Here is an 18747-nt window from a genome sequence, read left to right as displayed (position 1 = left end):
GATCTTGTTCCTCAATTTGATACCGTGCCCTGGCCGTCTTCCATGGTGAGGGCGGCGCTGAAGCTGGGTAGAGAGATAGTGCCGTTGAAAAGTGAAAGGAGGATTGGACGGAAGGTTAAGGTGTTGGGGCGAATACTGACTCTTATCAGAGGCGAAACATCCGACCCATTCGGATCACCTGCATAACCTAGCCCAGAATAGTCATAATCTATCTGGACCGCACTGGATGTGATCTGCGGCATGAATCGCTGCATACGGGCTACAATGTTGTTAAAGGCAGTGAGCGCCGATGCATTGTTGCTGACAAGGGTTCCAGGACAAGTCGCGCCAGTCTTGCACGAACAACTGACCGCCCCACCCGTGACGAGACAGCTTGCTCCACCAAAGGACGATTCTGGAATTGGGTCTCCCTGTGAAAGCCCCCCACCGACGACGAAACTATATGAGGCAAGGCCGTTTGGGATCATGTCCGTTGCGACGGCGTAGCGCGCGCCCATCTGAGTCGCCTTCTCGGCCTCGTTCCATGTCCACATCAGGCGCCCGACATCAATAATGCCCAGCAGGAAGATCAGCAGCAGCGGTAATATCAAGGCAAACTCAGCGGCCGAGGCGCCCTTTTTGTCACGGATCAGGAGAGCTACAAGTCGCATCACAATCCCTGCACCGTAGCCTCGGATTCCGATACCAGATTCAATGTCGAACTGGTGAAGCCGAGATTGTTGAACAATGATCTATAGGGCACAGTTGCCGACACCTTTACCTTGGGTAGATCTGCCATACCCTTGTATATGCCTGAATAATTCCCACCAGAAATAGTCGTGCAGCTCAATGTAACGGACACTGTCGCGGGCGTCGTCCAGTTTACCAGCCGCGCTGCGCCCCCATTAGCTATCTGACCCGTGCGGGTTATGTTTCGGGTCTTATCGACAACGTCGGTGGCAACGGAACTGGGACAGGAGAAATCGGCAAACGGGCGCCGAGCGGCGTACCGCGCTCCATCGCGTACCGCCTTTGCCACGACATGCTCGCTCAGGAAATAATTGCCGAGTTCGAAGGAGCCGAACATCAGGATGATGAGCATCGGCGTAACCAGCGCCATTTCAGCGGCGGCCGCAGCGCGGGTGCAAATTATAAGACGGGCGAGAAGAACGCGCATCATCTCCATTACTCGATCAGATAAGGCACAGAACGCTGGATGACCTGCGCCTGCGTCTGGCCGTTGGCTCCAGCCGAGGTTTCAGCAATCGGCTCTACGTAAACGTCACCCGCGCTGGTCCGCGCCCTGTTGTAGGATGGCTCGACAAGGAAGGCATCAATCCATTCTTCGACGGGAACGCCGGTCGAATTGCCCCGGACATTATTGGCCGTGCAATTGACGACTGCTACCGATATGCGCCGCCGATCGACTATTGTTCCTCCTGGAACTGAGCCTGTTCCATAACCTTGTGCCGAACTGCATACCGGCGCGCCATAGGCAGTCAAAGCGCTCGCTCCATTACCCGACGCCGTGCGCGGCCCCAGAATGGTTGCGCCGCCGATCGACTGACCACGATGAGCTATTTCCCAAGCATAGACATTATAACGGCTTGCATAATTAGCTGCTGTGACCGCCACCGATGTCGATAAGCCGGTGTTGTCGCGCCAGTCAGTCGATGACCAATTATAATTGGTTCGGAAATAGGCGTCCCGGTCCCAGTTGCCATCGCCGATTGGACCTGAGCAATAGCCGGTCGCAGAAGAAGGCGCCGCGTGACACATATCGCGCGGATGCCCCATGGCCAGTGGCGTGGTGGTTATAGGCAGAGCCGTCGTAGCCGAAGAAGGCAGATATTGCCCGGCTGCGTCAACCTCCTGCCATCCCTGATTATGGAAGCCGCAGGCATTGTTGCCGTTGGCATTGGCAGGGCGAACGAAATCCTTGAGCGAATTGATAGATGCGGGGCAGGTCCCCCCCGTGGGGCAAGATACATTGCTGTCATAAATGTCGAAACGAGTATTGACAGCATCGGTGACACTGACCGTAGCCCCGGGCTTGGTATCGACGCCGGTCGCCTCGACGCAATCCCCAGGCGGCGACGTCCACCCCAACGCCTCGCGCAGGCCCGGCGCTCCATTGCTGCCGCCCCCGGTGTCGAGATAACCAAAGTTGCCCGGCACCCATGCTCCGCCGCCATTGCCGACAGAGACCAGCTTCAATCCCTTGCCAATAAACTGCGACACATCAAATGAGGTGTTCCCGCCCGTTTCTTGAGGGTTGCAGATCATCACCGGCGGCACCTTGCAGATTGCCTGACCGACCCCGGCATAGGCCGTGGCCGAAAGCGCTCCGGACGAAAACACCGAAACTATGGGCGTCAACGCAAAGAAAGCCGTACGCGAGTTGACGGTGACTTCGACGAAGTTTGCGTTTGCGTCGGTCAGCGTGCCTGTGTCGCTACGATCCTTGTTCGTGTAGAATTTGATGAAGCCCGTACGGTCGCAAGTGCCTTCATTCGCAATGGTGACCGCCAACCCGGCGCTGTCGTTCGCGAAGCGAGTGTCATTGCGGATCAGCCCGCTGGCCGCGCTAGCTGCGCGACTGCAAGCATTCCCCTTACCATCCAACTGCGTCGCCGCCGCCAGCGCCGCCTGATCAGCGGCCGTCTGCAGCTCCGAATCCAAACTCGCCATCCGCGCATAATCGAAAGCAATCCCACCCGCCGCGATCAACCCGAAAAGCGACAGGGCCACAGTCGGCGCCACCGCACCGCTGGTTGACCTTAGCAGGCTGTTCCGACGGGCAGACATGGATCGAAGCCCTCCCCGCTTACCGGCCGCCCGAGCCGCCACCGCCGCCGCCAGACCCGCCACCGGTGCCGGAGGTCGTGCTGATCGTCGCGGGCTTCTTCACCTTGTCGGTGCGATAGCGTTCCACCGCCGCCGCGCTGCGCTTGCCCTCGCCCCCTTCGACGAGCGTGCCTTCATAGCGCGGCTCCGGGTTGATCACCTGCAGCGCATAGTTATTCCGCACCGCCCCGCCAAAGGTCGGGTCGTTCGCCGTGCATCCCGCCAGCGCCGGTACGGCAAGCATCGCGGCCAGGGACAGTCTGCGCATGGTCTCACTCCCGCTCATAGTTCATACCCGCTCTGGCTTGCCCCCGCCGGAGCCGGAGCCGGAGCAGCCGCCGCCGGAGCAGCAGGAGCAGGCACGGCCTGGCGCTTTTCCGGAGGCATCGCGTCGGGATTAAGCGGATTGATCCCCACCGCCTTGTCCGTCCGCCCCATCAGGAACAGGTCCAGTTCGTTGGGATTGCCCACCCGGTCGGTCGGCAGGCTCACATCCTCCGCCCGCATCGGCTTCACCAGCCGGGGCGTCACGATCATGACCAGCTCGGTCTGCTGCTTCTGAAAGCCGGTCGATCGGAACAGCGATCCAATGATCGGGATCGAACCCAATATCGGCAACTGCCGCACCGTATCCTGAAAGTCGTTGCGCAGCAGCCCGGCAATGGCAAAGGACTGCCCATCGCGCAGCTCCACCACCGTCTTGGCCCGCCGCGTCAGCAGCCCCGGCACCACGAGTCCATTGATCGACACGGACGCCGAAGGGTCGATCGAACTCACTTCCGGCTCGACCACCAGGTTGATGATCCCGTCGCTCAACACCGTAGGCGTAAAGCCCAGGCTGACACCGAACGGTTTGAACTCGACGGTAATGCCATTATTGCCACCGCCGCCCCCACCGCCGCCATTCTGCACGACCGGGATCGGAAACTCACCGCCCGCCAGGAACGACGCCGTCTCACCGGAAAGCGCCACCAGCGTCGGTTCCGCCAATGTCTTGACCAGCCCCTTCCTCTCCAGCGCATCCAGCGCGGAAAACAGGTTCAGGCTGCCAATCTTATAGGCCCACGTCCCGACACCGAACGCATCGGACAAGCCGTCCAGCTTGATCGTGGGAATGCGGTCATTATTGGTCGGGATGATCGAATCCCCGGCCAGATTGCCGATGCTGCCCGCCGTCCGATTGCCCGTGAAGCTGTGGTTCAGCCCGATCTGCTTCGCCGCCTGCCGGTTCACCTCCGAAAAGCGCACTTCCAGCATCACCTGCTGCGAAGCCCCGACCGACAGCATGTTGACGACCTTCTCGTCACCGCCCGCATAAGTCCTGGCGACCTGCACCGCCCGGTCCACCGCCGAAGCGCTCGACACCGTGCCGGTAAGCACCACCGCATCATTGGAGATACGCGCGCCGATCTGCTCGCCGGGGATCAACTCCGCCAGCTGCCGCTTCAGCGTCACGACATCCGGCCCCACCGCCACATCGACCACGGCGATCAACATGTTGCGGCTGTCATAGAGGGTAAGGCTCGTCGTCCCCACCTTCTTGCCCAGTACATAGAGCGACCGGTTGGTCAGCGGCAATATGTCCGCGACGTCCTGATTACCCACCAGCGCCTTGGAAAAAGCGCGATCAACCGTCAGCACCTGGCTCTTGTTGAGCGGCACGTCCAGCTGCCCTGCATGATCCACATTGCTGGCGGTCAGCGAAGCGATCTGGGCCGGGGCAGATGTCGCCCCCCCTGCGGCCAGCGCCATCCCAAGCGCCAGCGCCGTCATCGACTTAGCGGGAACCATAGCGCTTCACCTCATAGCTGGTGCCGGTCGTGCCGCGCACGATTTCGACCGATGCGGTCGCGGGCAGGGCGGAAACATTTTTCGGAACGCTGCGCCGGGGCGCACGCATTCTCGGCATCGGGGCGGGCGCGAAGCCAGCCTCCGCGATCCGGGCGCGCGGGCCGGAAAAACCCCCGACATAGGCGCCGTCACGCAAATCCTCGATCCCCACCGTCTGCACGGCCGGGTTGGGCTGGTCCGTCACATTGCGCAGCACCAGCGTCAGCTGGCCGACCTGCTGGCCCAGGACCAGCTTCTGCGCATCGACCTGATTGACCTCCAGCGTCGCGGTCTTGCCGACCGCCGGGTCCTTTGAGCTGTCATTGGCATTCTGGTCGATGGCGATGATACGGGTGTTCTGCAGCAGCACGTCGGTGATCTGCTGGCTCCCGCCGCCCATGGCATCCTGCGCCGTGCGCGTGACGAAGACATCGACCGTATCACCCGGCAGCACGAAGCCGCCAGCTGCCGCCACATCGCTCACGCGAACCGCGACCGCACGCATTTCGGGCCGCAGCACACCGGACATGGTGGCACGGCCCCCTTCTGCGGACAGCTTGGATGTCAGGACCGGCTCACCCGGCTCGATCTGGCGCAGCACGACGCGCTGCTTGCCAAGGGAGGTGAGCTGAACCGGATCGCGGAAAGCGCCAGGCGGCACCGAAGCCGCGGGCCAATCGACCACCCTGATTTTTTCCGGAGTGACCGCCGTGCCAAAGGCCAGAGGCATTGATGCGACGACGACCTTGACCATGCCCCCTTGAGCGGCGGCCTGCTCCTGATCCCGCTCCGCGCGGCTCAGATAGCTATTGGCGATGAACACCGCCGCCAGGCCCAGCAAGATCGCGAAGCCAAGGATTATTAGAGATCTGCGCTGCCCCACGACAACTCCCCCCGGAATTGGAAATTATTCGAGACCGGCCAGCCAACTGGCCGGCCGGTTCCCACATTGTCAATCAACAGGTCGTATTGCTCGGCGCTGCGATGCAATTCGAAGACTTGTTCATCGCGTTTCCGATCGCGCCACCCAGGCCAAATGCCGCAAGCGCGATACCTGTGCCGACGATGGCGAGGATCAACGCATACTCAGCGGCCGAGGCCCCGCTCTGGTCATTCCAGAGAGTTTTGAAGAAAGTCATATATGCCTCCCCGGCTCAGCAAGTGCCGTTGGCGTTCTTGATGCAGTTCGAAGCCTTATTCATCGAATTGCCAATTGCGCCGCCCAGTCCAACTGCGGCCAACGCAATGCCAGTACCCACGATCGCGAGGATCAAGGCATATTCCGCTGCCGAAGCACCGCTCTGATCATTCCAAAGGTTCTTGAAGAAAGTCATGTCTTTTACCCCTATTTCACCGGAAACCAGTTTCCAGCTGCTCTCGCACAGTTCTGCGGAGGGGCCTTTGCCACCTGGCGACCCTAGCAGTGTTTTCCACTCGCCAGGCAGTTGGGCAGTTTCCCGTAGAACTTGTTCCTCAAATTGGCTCAAAGACGGGGTAAGTCAACATGGTAAAAAAAGACTATATTTTACAATATCTTATGCCAATTTTTTGTTAACCATTTTTGATTTCCATACCCACATTCGCAAGTAATGATACAGAATTATTTAGTATATCCTTGGTTATATATCGATTGAAATCAACAGAAATCGATCTATTTACTGTAGGACATTTTTTCGTTTCTACTAATATATCTTGCGAAACTAACAGTAAAACCACGAAAATCGGAAATCTATACTTTTACTTCTTAACAGTATAAAGGTCTAATTAACGATATATATCCATGGCTCTTGGTGGTCCGCCGGACCCCATGCTCGCCGCCAATAGCTCCACCGACCCTTCCGCCCCGTCACCTTTTAAGGGTACCTTCTCGCACCGCCACTCGGCGTCGCCCTCACGCTCCATCGCGAATCAGCAACAACCCGCCGCGCCTCACGGCCCGCGAATCACCCGCATTTTTTTAGAAACGAATCAGCTTGGCTCGCCGCTCTGCCGAACCACGCGATCAGTCCGGCATCACCCGAACGCTCTTCAGGCGCTCACCCGGTTGCGAAAAGTGATGTTCACCCGCTCCGACAGCAGCAGATAGGGCAGCCATAGCGCCGCACTGATCAGCACCTTCTTCATATTGCCGGTCAGCAGGTCGACCAGCGCCAGCTCAACGGCATGGGGCACATCCCCGATGCGCGCCACCAACTGGGCAATGCCCAACTGCGCCATCAGGTCCACGCCCCACACCATCACCAGAAACCGGGGGAACAGCGGCACCATGCGCAACGCCATGGCAAAGGCGAACATGTAAAGGCAGGACAACAAGACCACATCGGCCAGCATCACCGCATACAGGCTGACGAACCAGCCCGGCGCATAGCTGCCCAGTGCAGGCACCGCGCTCAAAAACTCCAGCGTCCGCACCGGGACATTCAGCGCGATACCCAGCAGCAGCGACGCCATCACGCCATACAACCCGAACTGCGACATCTCGCGCGCCTTCAGGCAATCGATCTTACGCCACCGGCCGACCTTGGCCAGCCGAATGCTCGGCTGCGCATGCACGCGCTCGGGCGGAAACAGCTTTAGGCCCAGCAGCAGCGTGGCCACCGGAGCGCCGACGACCAACAGATAGGGCAACAGCCCCGCCTCGCTCGCCCAGGGAACGCTGGCATAGGGCGTAGCGGGAAAGGCCAGCCGCACCCCACAGGCAAAGGCCGCGATCACGACCCAGGCGGCAATGATGCGCTCCAGGTTCAACTGCAACGACAGCACCAGCGCCACGCTCTTGCGGTAAAGATGATCCTGAACCAATCGCACCATGGAAACCCGGACCTCCGCCCCGCCACCTAGAAGGGCCGACTATCAATCATTCTGGTTAACCCCCGGTAAAACGCCTCATCACCCCAAATGGTTCGCCCCAAAAATCCTCCCCATCGAAGATGGGGAGGGGGACCGGCGAAGCCGGTGGAGGGGAAAACGCGCAACACCACCCCAACGCCCCGCCGTCACCCCAGCCCACTCTACCGAGCCCCACCCCCTCACTTCCGAGGCACGGTAATCTGAATCATCGTCCGCCCGCCCAGATTGTGCAAATACACCTCGCCGCCCAATCCCTGTATCCGCCGCATCAACGATCGCGACTGCACCGCGCCGGTAGACCCCAGCCTTGCCAGATTGGGCACACCATCATCCGTCACATGCAACGCGATCCGGTTGCCCGCCGGTCGCAGGGAAAATTCCATCGTCCGCGCCCCGGCATGGCGCACCGCATTGGCGACGATCTCGCGCACGGCAAAGCTCAGTTCCCGGCCGATCATCGCGCTGGTGGCGCAATTGCCTTCCTCCACGCGCAGGTCGCACTGGATGCCCCATTGCTGCGCCAACGACCGGACGACCATCGACAGCGTTTCGGGCAGATAGGCAAAATCCTCTTCATCCAGAACCGGATTGATGATCCACCGGATGGTGCCGATCTGATCCTTCGCAATCTGGTCGATAGTGGTCAGCACGGGTATGGCGTCTTTTACCGTTCCGTTCAGCACCGGCGCGGCCTGATAGCGGATGCTTGCCAGCGCCTGTAGCACGCTGTCATGCAATTCCCGCTGCAACCGCTCGCGCTCCCGCGCTCCCGCGATGACATGGGCCAGGTCCAGGCTGTTGCGGACCATCAACTCCTCGCACGCGCTCTCGAACACTCTCTGCGCGATAGCCGCCACATCCTCATGCGTCGGATCGTCCAGCTGAACCGCACCCGCTGCCTCGAACGTGCCCAGCGAAACGTGCAGCGTCATCACCGTTTCAGCATCCAGCAGGGCCGCCCAGGCCCGGCCACCCCGCGTCAGGGGCAATATCTGGCTCACGCCGTCCTGCGACAGGCTGATCGACGCGCCACGGCGGCAGTCATGCCATCCCGTCTCAACCGCCAGCAATGCGTCGCTGCCCTCCGGCACCTTCTCCCCGGAACGGCTTGATGCAAAGCGATAGGCTTCCGTGCTGGCGGTACGGAACAGCAGCGCGCCATTTTCACCGCCCGTCGCAATCTTCAACGCCTGCAACAGGAAAGCGCCAGCGCCTCCCTTCACCAGTGGCAGGCTGCCTTCCGTAAACCGTCTTGCCCGCTCCTCCTGAAGCAGCTTTTCGCGGCGTGGGCCAAGCAACATGCCCGTCACCGCTATCACCACGGCAAGGTATAGCACGCGCAACGCCACCCATTCCGCCTGTGGTTCCGATGGAATCGCGACCACATCGTCCACCCATATGGTCAGCAGCGCGGTGATCGTGACAAAGGCGCCGATCAACAGATGGAAACGCCGCCGCACGATCAGCGCGATCTCGACGGCGACGAACAGGCTGCCCGGATAATAGGGGCTGGTCGATGCGTTAGTGACGACCAGCAGCCCCAAAAACAGCAATGCGTCCAGATAGACCACCGGCTTGCGAATGCGCATTTCCGTGACCCATGACCGCCCGGACAGGATCAATGCACCCACGGCAAGCAGCAGCATGGCGGCGATGATGCCGTTCTCCGCCGCCTCGGCCCAGGACCGCGGCGTTGCGAAAACGAAGCTCACAAAGCCGTAGACGCTGGCCAGCACAAGCCGCGTGACGTCCAGCATGCGCCATGGCCGAAGCGCGGACAGGGCAAACGAACGACGCATGCTCAAAGTCCGCAGCAGTTCGGCATGTCTTCTGATCATGCTCTCATAACTCCGCCCGCCCATCCTATATGGATGGACATATGTCTTCGGATAAGTATCTGTTGATTTCACTCAATAATGATGAAGTGAACCTAAATGATATATCCGAACAAGAGCAATCATAGATTGCAACGGACGTAGTAAATTAGCAAAAATAGTTGGTGATGATGAACGAAAGCTCATCTTCCTCACGACCCCTTCTCCTGAACCCGCGCCATGATTGTCAGCGTCTAACCGAACCATCGCAGGCCCGCCTTCATTACGCAAGGGCAACAGGAAAAATCAGGGCAAAGTCAATCACATGCCCCACTCATTGCTTCGACACCGAAACAAGATTTCAGGAGATGATTCTTCTCACCATCTCATCCATGAAAATAATCAAAAATCTGCTGCGCCACCGCCTTCGAAACGCCCGGCGCTTTCAGCAAATCTTCCAGCGCCGCGCTTTTCACCGCCTTCGCCGTTCCAAAATGCATCAACAACGCCCGCTTTCGCGACGGGCCAATTCCCGGCACCTCATCCAGCGAACTGGTCGAAATCGCCTTGCTCCGCTTCTGCCGATGCGCCCCGATCGCAAAGCGGTGCGCCTCATCTCGCAATCGCTGCAGGTAGAACAGCACCGGATGATTGATCGGAAAACTGATCTCCCGACCATCGGGCATATGGAAGACTTCCCGTCCATCACGCCCATGATGCGGCCCCTTCGCGATACCGATCATGCAGATATCTTCGATCCCCAAATCTTCCAGGATCGCCCGCGCCGCTGACAATTGCCCCTTGCCACCATCGATCAGCACCAGGTCGGGCCACTCCCCACTATCGCGATCCGGATCTTCCCGCGCAGCCCGGCCAAAGCGCCGCTCGAACATCTCGCGCATCATCGCGAAGTCGTCGCTCGATGTTTCGGGGTTCTTCATGTTGAACTTGCGATAGGCATTCTTGCGGAAACCTTCCGGCCCCGCGACCACCATCGCGCCCAGCGCATGACTTCCCTGGATATGGCTGTTGTCATAAATCTCGATCCGGTCAGGCACGCCATCCAGCCCGAATGTCTCGACCATCTCTTCCAGAATCTTAGCCTGCGTCGTCGTCTCCGCCAGCCGCCGGTCGAGCGCCTCCACCGCATTGCGCTGCGCCTGACGGATCAGCCGTGTCCGCGCACCTCGCTGCGGCACCTCAATCCGCACCTTGCCCCCGGCTCGTTCTCCCAGCGCCTGCGCGATAAGTTCACATTCCTGCGGAGCACGATCCGACAGGATCAGCCGGGGCGGCGGCACTTCCTCGTAAAATTGCGCCATGAAGCTCGCCAGCACCTCATCCTCTGCGACTTCAGCCGTGTGGACAGGGAAGAAGCTGCGATGTCCCCAATTCTGGCCGCCCCGAATGAAGAAGGCCTGGATGCACATCGCCCCACCCTTCGTAGCCAGCGCGAAAATGTCCGCATCGCCCAGCCCTTCGGCGTTGATCGCCTGACTACCCTGAATGAAGGTCAGCGCCTTCAGCCTGTCGCGCAGAACCGCAGCCTGTTCAAAATCCATCGCCTCCGAAGCGGCCTGCATCGCCTCGCCCAGCTTCTTCTGCACGGCAGTCGATTTGCCGCCCAGGAAATCCTGCGCATCCTTCACCAACTCCGCATAGCCCGCCTCGTCGATCCGCTGGACACAGGGGCCAGAGCAGCGCTTGATCTGAAACAGAAGGCAGGGCCGCGACCGATTGGCAAAGAAGCTGTCCGTGCAACTTCGCAGCAGAAACAGTTTCTGCAGCGCATTGATAGTGCGCGTTACCGACCCCGCGCTGGCAAAGGGGCCATAATAGCGCCCCTTATACTTGCGCGCGCCCCGATGTTTCTGGACCCGAGGAAAATCATGATCTTCCCGCAGCAGAATGAAAGGGAAGCTTTTATCGTCCCTCAGCAGCACATTGTAAGGCGGCCGAAACCGTTTGATCAGTTGCGCTTCCAGCAGTAGCGCCTCGGCCTCGCTGTTAGTCGTCACAATTGTCATCGACCGCGTTTGCGCCACCATGCGCTGCAATCGCTTCGGCAGGCGATCCACCTGCGTATAATTCACCACCCGATTGCGCAGCGCCCGGGCCTTGCCAACATAGAGGACATCACCGCGAGCGTCCTGCATCCGGTAAACACCGGGCCGCGTCGGCAAAGTCTTCAACGTGGTACGGATCGCCTCAACCCCCGCCTCAATATCGGGCGTACCTGCTCCGCGTACGGTGAAACTAGCCTTGTCCTCATGAAAGCGGTCGGGAGATTGGGGATGCGACATTGGTGAAGAGATAGCGGTGACACAGACAAGCGCAATGGCTGGGCTCCGCTTCCTGAACCTTGGGGCCTAAATCAGCGCGAACCACCTTGACCATCTTCGGGGTTTTTCACGCGTGGTTTGGCGTCCGCGACATCCGGCCCCCTTTCCAACATCAGAGCGCGGATGGCTGGAAATAATCGTAGAGACTTTGATCCCCGGCAACCCGGAGATGCACGACATCCGCGCGGACAGGGAATCGTTTCCGAGATCGGGATCGTCGCCGTGCACGATATTCAAACTGCTTATAATCGGACGCAGAGGAGCACGCCAAATTCCGCTTCATCACCGACAACAGCAGGCATGCTGATCGATCTTCTCCGGCTCGCACATCGCGCGAAATATTACCTGGTAACAAACAAGGCCGATCCACATCCAGACATGAAAAAGGGCCGGTGCGACAAACCGCATCGACCCTTTTCGAGACGAAATCGTCAGCTTCAGACGCTGGGGCCAAGACCCTTGATTGCGCTATCCACCAACTGCCGATCCGCGCCCGCGTCATGGTTCTGCGCGATTAGCGTTGCAGCCGCGCTGGTGGCAGCGTTGACGGCCTTTGTACGGATGCCCGCAATGGCAGCGCGTTCTGCCGCACCGATCTTGTCCTCGGCCATCTTTTGGCGACGGGCAACCAGCGCCACCGCATTGGCCTTGGCATCTTCAAGCAGCGTTGCCGCTTCGCTCTCGGCCGACTTGCGCATCGCTTCGGCTTCACCAGCCGCATTGGCCAGCTTCGCCTCATATTCAGCCTTCAGCGCGTCAGCCTCGGCGCGCAGCTTGGCAGCTTCCGCCAGCTGTTCCTTGATCTGGGCGATCCGGCCATCGAGCACATTGCCGATCAGCGCGGGGACCTTCTTGATCAGGAGAATGAGGATGAAGACCGCCATCGCCAGGCTGACCCAGGCGGTCGCGTCCATGCCGACGGCCTTCGGATCAGTATGCGGCGCTACCCCTTCATGCGCGACGGTGCCTACCGGCTCCATCCCTTCGGAGTGAATTGCGTCGTCAAGATGCGGAGGCGTACCTTCGCTATGCTGTGCTGCTGCCTCAGCCATGGGCCAGTGCCGCCTTTACTGCGTTGCGGGCCGCTTCGTCCGACGCGTTCACGCCGGATATACGAGCCACCATGTCGCGCGCCGCTTCGGCGGCGACGGTTTCAATCTCTGCCATCGCTGCCTGGCTGGCCGCCTGGATGCGGGCTTCAGCAGCACCGATCCGCGTGGCGATTTCAGCGTCGGCGGCAGCAAGCTGTCCTTCGGAAGCCTTCGCAGCTTCCGCTTTGGCGCGGGCCAGCGTCGCCTGAGCCGCAGCTCGGCTTTCGGCGTCACGGGTGCGATAATCAGCCTCTGCCTCATCGGCGCGGGCGAAGGCAGCCTTGGCCGCGTCCAGATCACCTGTGATCTTCGCGTCGCGCGCGTCGGCCGTCGCCTGAACCTTAGGGACCATACCCTGGCCGATGACGAAGAAGACAAAGCCGAATGTCAGCAGCATCCAGAAAATCTGCGATGCATAGGTTTCGGCAATTTGCGCGATTTGAGGCATTATAGGTCCGTCCGATCAGGGCGCCGTCAATTCATGCGTGCGGACGGGACGGCGACAGCCGCCCTGCCCGCACACCAAGTGCTTGTCAGGCCACGAACACCAGGATCATGGCGATAACGAACGCCAGCAGACCCAGAAGTTCGGCTGCGGCGAAACCGATGAACAGGCGGCCCTGCTGACCGTCAGCGGCGCCCGGATTGCGCAGCGCGCCTTCCAGGAACGATGCGAACACGTTGCCCACACCGAGCGAGGCGAGGCCCGCACCAATCGCGGCCAGGCCAGCACCGAGCAGCTTTGCGGCTTCTGCGTCCATGTCGTAAACTCCCTTTTCTAAACTCGAACAAATGGTTGGAAAAATAAACTTAATGCAGGTTCTCGGCATCGTTCAGATAGACCGAAGTCAGCAGCGCGAACACATAGGCCTGGATCACCGCCACCAGCACTTCCAGAGCGCTGATGCCGATCATCAGGATGAAGCTGGCGGAACCGACCGTCAGGCCATATCCGGCACCCGCGTTGGAGCTGTTGATGACGAACCCGGCCAGCACCTTGAGCAGAACGTGCCCGGCGGTCATCGCAACGAACAGTCGCAAGCCAAGGCTGAACGGCCGCACCATGAACGATACCAACTCGATCGGGAAGATCACCGGGATCATAGGCAGCGGCGTACCATGGGGCACGAACAGCGAGAAGAAGTGCAAGCCATGCTTCCAGAAGCCAACGATCAGCACGATCGAGAAGCTCAGGATCGCGAGGACGCCGGTAGCCGTGAAGTGGCTGGTAAAGGTGAACGGATGCAGACCGATCAGGCCCAGCGGCAGCAGGCCAAGCAGGTTCGCCAGCAGGATGAACATGAACAGCGAGAAGACATAAGGAATATACTTCTTGCCGCCTTCACCCACATTGGCGATCAACAGGCTTTTGATGAAGCCGGTCATATATTCGACCGCCATCTGCCAGCGGCCGGGCACCAACTCACGCTTCATGCCGCCGATCACGAAAATCCACAGCACCACAGCAGCAGCCACCATGTAGAGCGCGCTGTTGGTAAAAGCGATGTTGAAGCCGCCAAGCGACAAGTGATCCGTACCGAACAGCGGTTCGATCGCAAACTGGTGCATCGGATCGATTTTGCCGGATTCTGCCACGTTGACCCCTGTAACGTCTGGTATTCGGACTAAGATAAAAGCGCCCCTATTCGCCGGGACGCTTCGTCGTCGTCAATCTGATGATGTTCCTGAAAGCAACCACGATCCCAAGACCGAGGAATGCCAGCAGGAGCCAAGGGGATGTTCGCAGAAAGTAGTCCAAAGTCCCACCAACCACGGCACCACCGGCAAGACCACCGATCAGTTCTGCGAGAACCCTGTTGCCCAGGCGTGATCCATCGTCCGCCTGTTGCTTAGTGGTCCCTTGTCTGACCTTTTCGGCTCGTTCGGCCTTTGCGATCCGCTCCTCAAGAGAAGTGATACGCTCGTCCTCATCTGCCGGGTCTTGCCCGGGCACATCCTGCGTCATGGCCATTCCTTTTCGTTCAAGCAGATAAGCCAACGTCAGGCGGCATGGCGCGTGCGGTTGCACCCGTCAAGGCGCGGCCCGTTTAGAAAGGGCTTTCGGGATAGTCAACCGTAGTTGGACAGGAGAATTGCGCTTCCGTCGGGCGCAGCGGCGAAACTCCCCGCAGTCGCGTAATTACCCTGCGGTCGCGCAATAGCTCGGCAGGGCGATCGGCCCGGCACCCTTGGTTTGCCAGGGTCCTGCGCCCACGCGATAAACCTGGCCCTGCTTCACGCGGTTGCTCAATGTCTGGCAGCCCGTGGCTGCCGCCATATCCTGAACCGTGACGCCGCGCTTGCTGGCAAGGTCGGTGTAGGCCGCACGTCGTTTGATGTTGATCGATTCGACCTCCGATCGCACCGCCGCGCTCACCGATCCAGCGATGCCCAAATAGCCGTCCGCCTGTTCGCCCACGGCGCCCTCCGCCATTGCAGCGGCAACCGCGCCCGACTGCGCGCGAGCAGGCGCACTTGCAACAAATCCCGTGGCGAGCACAACGGCCGCACCTGCGACGATCATCAAAAGCTTGCGTGTCATTGCGGGAACAACTCCGGGTTATTCTGGATAAGATCCTGTGCATCACGCTGAAGGCGTACGACGACCTCCTGCTGCACCTTTACATTCAGGTTGATTTCGATCGGCTTGTCCGGTGCCTTCACCTGGATGCAGCCCGTCAGGGCCAAACCGGCGAAACCCGCCGCAAAGATAGCTTGTGTCTTCATTTCTGTTCCCTGTTTCTCACAGTGTCGCTTTCCGCAGGGTTAACTGCAATCCCTTCGCGAATCTTCTCCTGCATCTGATCCCCTATGCTGTTCTGGATAAGCGTTGTCGGATCGATGAAGGACTTTGCCGTGCCCAGCAGGCCGCGAAATGGCGCAGCGATCCGCACATTGAAGATGAAGGGCAATCCGGTCAGGTTGCGCGCCATGCCCGCCGGAACATCGCCCAGCTTCCCCCGATTGACGCCGTTGAACACGACATTGGTTACCATCTCCCCATCAAGCGCGCCGTCCATCAGGATGGTGAGGCATTTATATTGCAGATTCTTGAGCGCATCGAAGGCCAGCTTGCCCATCACGCCCAATTGTTCGTTCGAAACCGGCCCAACATAGGACAACGTCCCCGACTGGCGGTTGGGATCACACGGCACCGTGGGCAGCACCCCTTCGGGCATGATGAGCGGCGGCATGCCCTGCTGCCTTGCGGTCAGCACGCCACCCGCGACACGCCCGCCCTGGGCATTGAAGATCAGCGGCATGATCCCATCGAACGTGCCCGTGGCCGATATATTCTCAAGCTCCATCGTCTGGATGAAGGAACCCGCATCAATGCCGATGACGCGGAACGTCAGATAGCGGTCCACATCGGCACTGAAGTCCATGGTCGTCGGCAACAAAACCAGCTGCCCGCCGGAAAAAGGCCATCCGCCGCCCTCGACGCGGACCTTCTGCCCAGGTTCCAGCCTGTAGCGGACAAGGCCGTCGCGCACTTCGACGCCGGGATTGACCATCCTCATCCGCACTTCCTGCCCCAGCGCGCTCACCAGCCCCAATAGATCGGTAAAGCGCAATTCGCCGGACATTCCCTCAACCGGGCCGAACGCCGCCGCCAGCTTGGCGTTGTCGGTGCGGAACACGCCGTCGCTGGTCACATCCGTGCCGTTCCACCGAATATGCCCTTCGCCCGTTACCGTCGCATCGACATTGGCGACAACCCCCAGCGCCAGGCGGCTCACCTCCTCGGGCTGCAAATTGGGACCGAATACCAACCCCGGCACGGTCAGGTCAGCCTTGCCCCGGCCAGAGCCCAGATCATGCACAATGTCCGCACGCGCGACCAGGGCATCGTTGCGCGGCGCCCGCAGCGTTCCTGTCGCCAGGATTCGGCCGTCCCGCAAGCTGAGGGCGAAGTCCGGCACCTTCAACGGCTCGAACCGTCCCGGCGTCTGGGCATCGCGCACCATCACCAACGCGGAGAGCTTCAACGCTCCTTGGGCGAAGCTCCATTCGCCCGCACCATCCTCCACGATCAGCGGAACGGAACCGATTCGCGCGTTGGTTCCTGCCAGCTTTCCCGTCAAGCCCTGCGCCGTAGCCCTGCCGGTCAGCGTTTGCGCGACCAGCCGTACCGGAGATGCTTCAGGCCCGATCGCCAGTTCCGCCCGAGCTAGCGAAAAGCCCTCCTGACCGATGGCGACCCTTGCCCGCTCTGCCGACAGCCGCATCGGGCTTTGGCCGCTACGCCCTCGCAGGTCGAGATCGCGAATCTCGGCCCCCGCGCTCACCCCGCCCGGCCCCGTCGCCACCAGAGCGCCGCCGCCGATTGGGCACAGCGTCTGCCGGGTACGCCCGACCGAAAAGCTGCCGTAGCGCGCCTCCTCCAACGCCAACGGCACGCAGCGTCGGTTGATAGCGATCGCCCCATCAGCATTCAGCTGTCCCGCAACCGGCAGCACAAGCCCGCGCAGACGTCCGCCGGGCAGTGGGCCGTCCAGCCTTGCCACTGTTGAAAAGAGCGTATCTCCCCCAGGTCCGGCGGTGAAACGTACCGGCTCGAGCGCCAGCCTGGCGTCACGAGCAGCATAGGGGTCGATAAAAAGTTGACCGCCCAATCCGCCACCCGGACGCCGCGCCAACCGCAGCGCAGCCTTCGGCAACCCGCCGCCGTCCGTCGTGAGCGCGCCATCCAGCGCCCAGTCGACAGCCGCTCCCGCCTTGCCCGGCCAGGCAATGGTCACCCTGCCATCACCGGGAATCGCCACGCGCGCGCCGCTGCGCGATTCGAATCCACTGTTCGTCAGCACCACGCTTCCACCCTGACCGCTTTGCGCGAAGGCCAGGCTGGTTCGCAACACATTATCCTCCCCGGCGCGGCGCACCGCATCGGCCAGCCGTTCGGCCAGCGGCGCCAGAGGCGTGCCCGCCGCAGACCGCTTCAACCCCGCCAGAGGATCGCGTCCGGGAAGGCTCAGTTGATGCGCCGACAAACGCCCGCTCGCTTGTGACTTGCCTTCCGCTAGGCGCCATGCGCCAACAACCTCCGACCGGCCTGCCTTGAGGCCCGCCATGCCCAACGCCGCCGCACCGATTCGCGCACGACCGGCCGTCTGCGATGCATTGCCGTCGAAGTCTATTCGCCCGGCGGGATTCGCCAGTACCATGCCCGCGGACTTCAACGCCTCCGCTCCCAGCACGACATGGCCGTTCCATCGATCCAGCGCCCTGCCGATCCAGACGTCCATGTCCGCCCTCGGCTTGGCCGCGCCGGTAGCGCCGCTCCTGCATCCAAGAGCCGTCGCCTGCGCCGGTCCGACCAAGTGCGGTCGCTCATTCCTTATTGCGACTTCCAGCAACGCGGTCATACCGGCCAGCTTGCACCCCGCGAACGCCGCCCGTGGCATGGCGGCGGCAAGGCGGCCGTCGAAGCCCGACCTCAGATTACCCTTGCCGTCGATCTGCATGCCGACCACTCCGGCGTCGGTTTCAAGCCGCATGCGCGCATCGCGCAGCGCGAGGACGATGTCCGGCAGACTGAACGGCGCCTTCGACGCAGGATCGCGGAACTTGTCCAGTTCCCCCAGCCGGAGCACCCCGTCACGATAAGAACCGCGCAGCCGCACTCCCCCTGCCCTTACCGCAACCACATGCGGGGACAGGCCAGTGAAGCCCAGATCCACTTCCACCCAACGGGCAGTCAGATCGGGATTCGCGGGATCGCCAAGGACGATATTCTCGATACGCTGGGTGCGCAGGCCGATCTCCTTGAGGTCATAGCTTGCCTGGACGCCGCGCCGGTTCATCTCCCGCCCGATGAAATTTTCTGCGATCGGGGCTCGCTGGGTCCACAACGCAACAAGGATCAGCGCCAGGGACCCCGTCCCTACGCCCAGCCAGCGTAACCAGCCACGGCGAGTTTCCACTTCGCCGTCCTCAACTTCCATGCTTATGGCCAACCCCGGCTTTCACACTTGATCCGTAACGCCTGCATAA

19 protein-coding genes are annotated in these 18747 nt (G+C 60.9%); all 19 read right to left on the bottom strand.

The genetic code is table 11. The annotated features are described in order from the left end of the window. Positions 1-11: 11 nt before the first annotated feature. A complete protein-coding gene (locus tag ACZ5TB_RS02920; protein WP_464791946.1) occupies positions 12-650 on the bottom strand; it encodes a TadE/TadG family type IV pilus assembly protein in 639 nt (212 codons plus the stop codon). Then, positions 650-1159 carry a TadE family protein gene (locus ACZ5TB_RS02915; RefSeq protein ID WP_464791945.1) on the bottom strand — a complete coding sequence of 170 codons (510 nt, stop codon included), beginning with the start codon at positions 1157-1159 and terminating at the stop codon, positions 650-652. Before ACZ5TB_RS02915 ends, ACZ5TB_RS02920 begins: the two co-directional genes overlap by 1 nt. A gap of 5 nt (positions 1160-1164) precedes the next feature. Then, positions 1165-2787 carry a pilus assembly protein TadG-related protein gene (locus ACZ5TB_RS02910; protein ID WP_464791944.1) on the bottom strand — a complete coding sequence of 541 codons (1623 nt, stop codon included), beginning with the start codon at positions 2785-2787 and terminating at the stop codon, positions 1165-1167. Positions 2788-2806: 19 nt separating this feature from the next. Next, a complete protein-coding gene (locus ACZ5TB_RS02905) occupies positions 2807-3094 on the bottom strand; it encodes a hypothetical protein (RefSeq protein ID WP_464779290.1) in 288 nt (95 codons plus the stop codon). Positions 3095-3108: 14 nt separating this feature from the next. Beyond that, positions 3109-4617 (bottom strand): type II and III secretion system protein family protein, encoded by a 1509-nt coding sequence (locus ACZ5TB_RS02900; protein WP_464791943.1) that lies wholly within the window; start codon positions 4615-4617, stop codon positions 3109-3111. Further along, positions 4604-5539, bottom strand: a complete 936-nt coding sequence (gene cpaB, locus ACZ5TB_RS02895) for a Flp pilus assembly protein CpaB (RefSeq protein ID WP_464791942.1) — start codon at positions 5537-5539, stop codon at positions 4604-4606. Before cpaB ends, ACZ5TB_RS02900 begins: the two co-directional genes overlap by 14 nt. A gap of 73 nt (positions 5540-5612) precedes the next feature. Then, entirely contained in the window at positions 5613-5795 is a 183-nt protein-coding gene (locus ACZ5TB_RS02890; protein WP_464791941.1) for a Flp family type IVb pilin, read from the bottom strand. 15 nt (positions 5796-5810) lie between these two features. After that, the gene (locus tag ACZ5TB_RS02885) at positions 5811-5990 is read right to left on the bottom strand and encodes a Flp family type IVb pilin (RefSeq protein WP_464792471.1); all 180 of its coding nucleotides are present in this window, start codon (positions 5988-5990) and stop codon (positions 5811-5813) included. 694 nt (positions 5991-6684) lie between these two features. Next, entirely contained in the window at positions 6685-7467 is a 783-nt protein-coding gene (locus ACZ5TB_RS02880) for a DUF2569 domain-containing protein (protein ID WP_464791940.1), read from the bottom strand. Positions 7468-7685: 218 nt separating this feature from the next. Next, a complete protein-coding gene (locus ACZ5TB_RS02875; RefSeq protein ID WP_464791939.1) occupies positions 7686-9344 on the bottom strand; it encodes a sensor histidine kinase in 1659 nt (552 codons plus the stop codon). A gap of 362 nt (positions 9345-9706) precedes the next feature. Continuing rightward, positions 9707-11623: an excinuclease ABC subunit UvrC gene (gene uvrC, locus ACZ5TB_RS02870; protein ID WP_464791938.1), complete on the bottom strand. Its 1917-nt coding sequence runs from the start codon at positions 11621-11623 to the stop codon at positions 9707-9709. A 476-nt stretch (positions 11624-12099) separates the two neighbouring features. Beyond that, complete coding sequence (locus ACZ5TB_RS02865; RefSeq protein ID WP_464779282.1) at positions 12100-12714, bottom strand: F0F1 ATP synthase subunit B family protein; 615 nt, start codon at positions 12712-12714, stop codon at positions 12100-12102. After that, positions 12707-13201 carry a F0F1 ATP synthase subunit B family protein gene (locus ACZ5TB_RS02860; RefSeq protein ID WP_464772526.1) on the bottom strand — a complete coding sequence of 165 codons (495 nt, stop codon included), beginning with the start codon at positions 13199-13201 and terminating at the stop codon, positions 12707-12709. The genes ACZ5TB_RS02865 and ACZ5TB_RS02860 overlap by 8 nt, the downstream gene beginning before the upstream one ends. 85 nt (positions 13202-13286) lie before the next feature. After that, entirely contained in the window at positions 13287-13514 is a 228-nt protein-coding gene (locus tag ACZ5TB_RS02855) for a F0F1 ATP synthase subunit C (protein WP_021240110.1), read from the bottom strand. A 49-nt stretch (positions 13515-13563) separates the two neighbouring features. After that, positions 13564-14349 carry a F0F1 ATP synthase subunit A gene (locus tag ACZ5TB_RS02850; protein ID WP_196225809.1) on the bottom strand — a complete coding sequence of 262 codons (786 nt, stop codon included), beginning with the start codon at positions 14347-14349 and terminating at the stop codon, positions 13564-13566. 46 nt (positions 14350-14395) lie between these two features. Beyond that, positions 14396-14719 carry an AtpZ/AtpI family protein gene (locus ACZ5TB_RS02845; protein ID WP_464791937.1) on the bottom strand — a complete coding sequence of 108 codons (324 nt, stop codon included), beginning with the start codon at positions 14717-14719 and terminating at the stop codon, positions 14396-14398. A gap of 174 nt (positions 14720-14893) precedes the next feature. Further along, complete coding sequence (locus ACZ5TB_RS02840; RefSeq protein WP_464791936.1) at positions 14894-15295, bottom strand: DUF1318 domain-containing protein; 402 nt, start codon at positions 15293-15295, stop codon at positions 14894-14896. After that, a complete protein-coding gene (locus tag ACZ5TB_RS02835) occupies positions 15292-15480 on the bottom strand; it encodes a YnbE family lipoprotein (protein WP_196225806.1) in 189 nt (62 codons plus the stop codon). The genes ACZ5TB_RS02840 and ACZ5TB_RS02835 overlap by 4 nt, the downstream gene beginning before the upstream one ends. Further along, positions 15477-18698, bottom strand: a complete 3222-nt coding sequence (locus ACZ5TB_RS02830; RefSeq protein ID WP_464791935.1) for an intermembrane phospholipid transport protein YdbH family protein — start codon at positions 18696-18698, stop codon at positions 15477-15479. The genes ACZ5TB_RS02835 and ACZ5TB_RS02830 overlap by 4 nt, the downstream gene beginning before the upstream one ends. Positions 18699-18747: the final 49 nt, after the last annotated feature.

It is taken from the genome of Sphingobium sp. TomTYG74 (assembly GCF_055393875.1).
The sequence above is the reverse complement of the archived record's forward strand: the minus strand, read 5'-3'. Positions and strand labels throughout refer to the sequence as shown.

Coding starts and splice junctions, on each gene's coding strand:
- ACZ5TB_RS02920 (WP_464791946.1), bottom strand. CDS start 650: ATGCGACTTGTAGCTCTCCTGATCCGTGACAAAAAGGGCGCCTCGGCC.
- ACZ5TB_RS02915 (WP_464791945.1), bottom strand. CDS start 1,159: ATGATGCGCGTTCTTCTCGCCCGTCTTATAATTTGCACCCGCGCTGCG.
- ACZ5TB_RS02910 (WP_464791944.1), bottom strand. CDS start 2,787: ATGTCTGCCCGTCGGAACAGCCTGCTAAGGTCAACCAGCGGTGCGGTG.
- ACZ5TB_RS02905 (WP_464779290.1), bottom strand. CDS start 3,094: ATGCGCAGACTGTCCCTGGCCGCGATGCTTGCCGTACCGGCGCTGGCG.
- ACZ5TB_RS02900 (WP_464791943.1), bottom strand. CDS start 4,617: ATGGTTCCCGCTAAGTCGATGACGGCGCTGGCGCTTGGGATGGCGCTG.
- ACZ5TB_RS02890 (WP_464791941.1), bottom strand. CDS start 5,795: ATGACTTTCTTCAAAACTCTCTGGAATGACCAGAGCGGGGCCTCGGCC.
- ACZ5TB_RS02885 (WP_464792471.1), bottom strand. CDS start 5,990: ATGACTTTCTTCAAGAACCTTTGGAATGATCAGAGCGGTGCTTCGGCA.
- ACZ5TB_RS02880 (WP_464791940.1), bottom strand. CDS start 7,467: ATGGTGCGATTGGTTCAGGATCATCTTTACCGCAAGAGCGTGGCGCTG.
- ACZ5TB_RS02875 (WP_464791939.1), bottom strand. CDS start 9,344: ATGATCAGAAGACATGCCGAACTGCTGCGGACTTTGAGCATGCGTCGT.
- uvrC (WP_464791938.1), bottom strand. CDS start 11,623: ATGTCGCATCCCCAATCTCCCGACCGCTTTCATGAGGACAAGGCTAGT.
- ACZ5TB_RS02865 (WP_464779282.1), bottom strand. CDS start 12,714: ATGGCTGAGGCAGCAGCACAGCATAGCGAAGGTACGCCTCCGCATCTT.
- ACZ5TB_RS02860 (WP_464772526.1), bottom strand. CDS start 13,201: ATGCCTCAAATCGCGCAAATTGCCGAAACCTATGCATCGCAGATTTTC.
- ACZ5TB_RS02855 (WP_021240110.1), bottom strand. CDS start 13,514: ATGGACGCAGAAGCCGCAAAGCTGCTCGGTGCTGGCCTGGCCGCGATT.
- ACZ5TB_RS02845 (WP_464791937.1), bottom strand. CDS start 14,719: ATGACGCAGGATGTGCCCGGGCAAGACCCGGCAGATGAGGACGAGCGT.
- ACZ5TB_RS02840 (WP_464791936.1), bottom strand. CDS start 15,295: ATGACACGCAAGCTTTTGATGATCGTCGCAGGTGCGGCCGTTGTGCTC.
- ACZ5TB_RS02835 (WP_196225806.1), bottom strand. CDS start 15,480: ATGAAGACACAAGCTATCTTTGCGGCGGGTTTCGCCGGTTTGGCCCTG.
- ACZ5TB_RS02830 (WP_464791935.1), bottom strand. CDS start 18,698: ATGGAAGTTGAGGACGGCGAAGTGGAAACTCGCCGTGGCTGGTTACGC.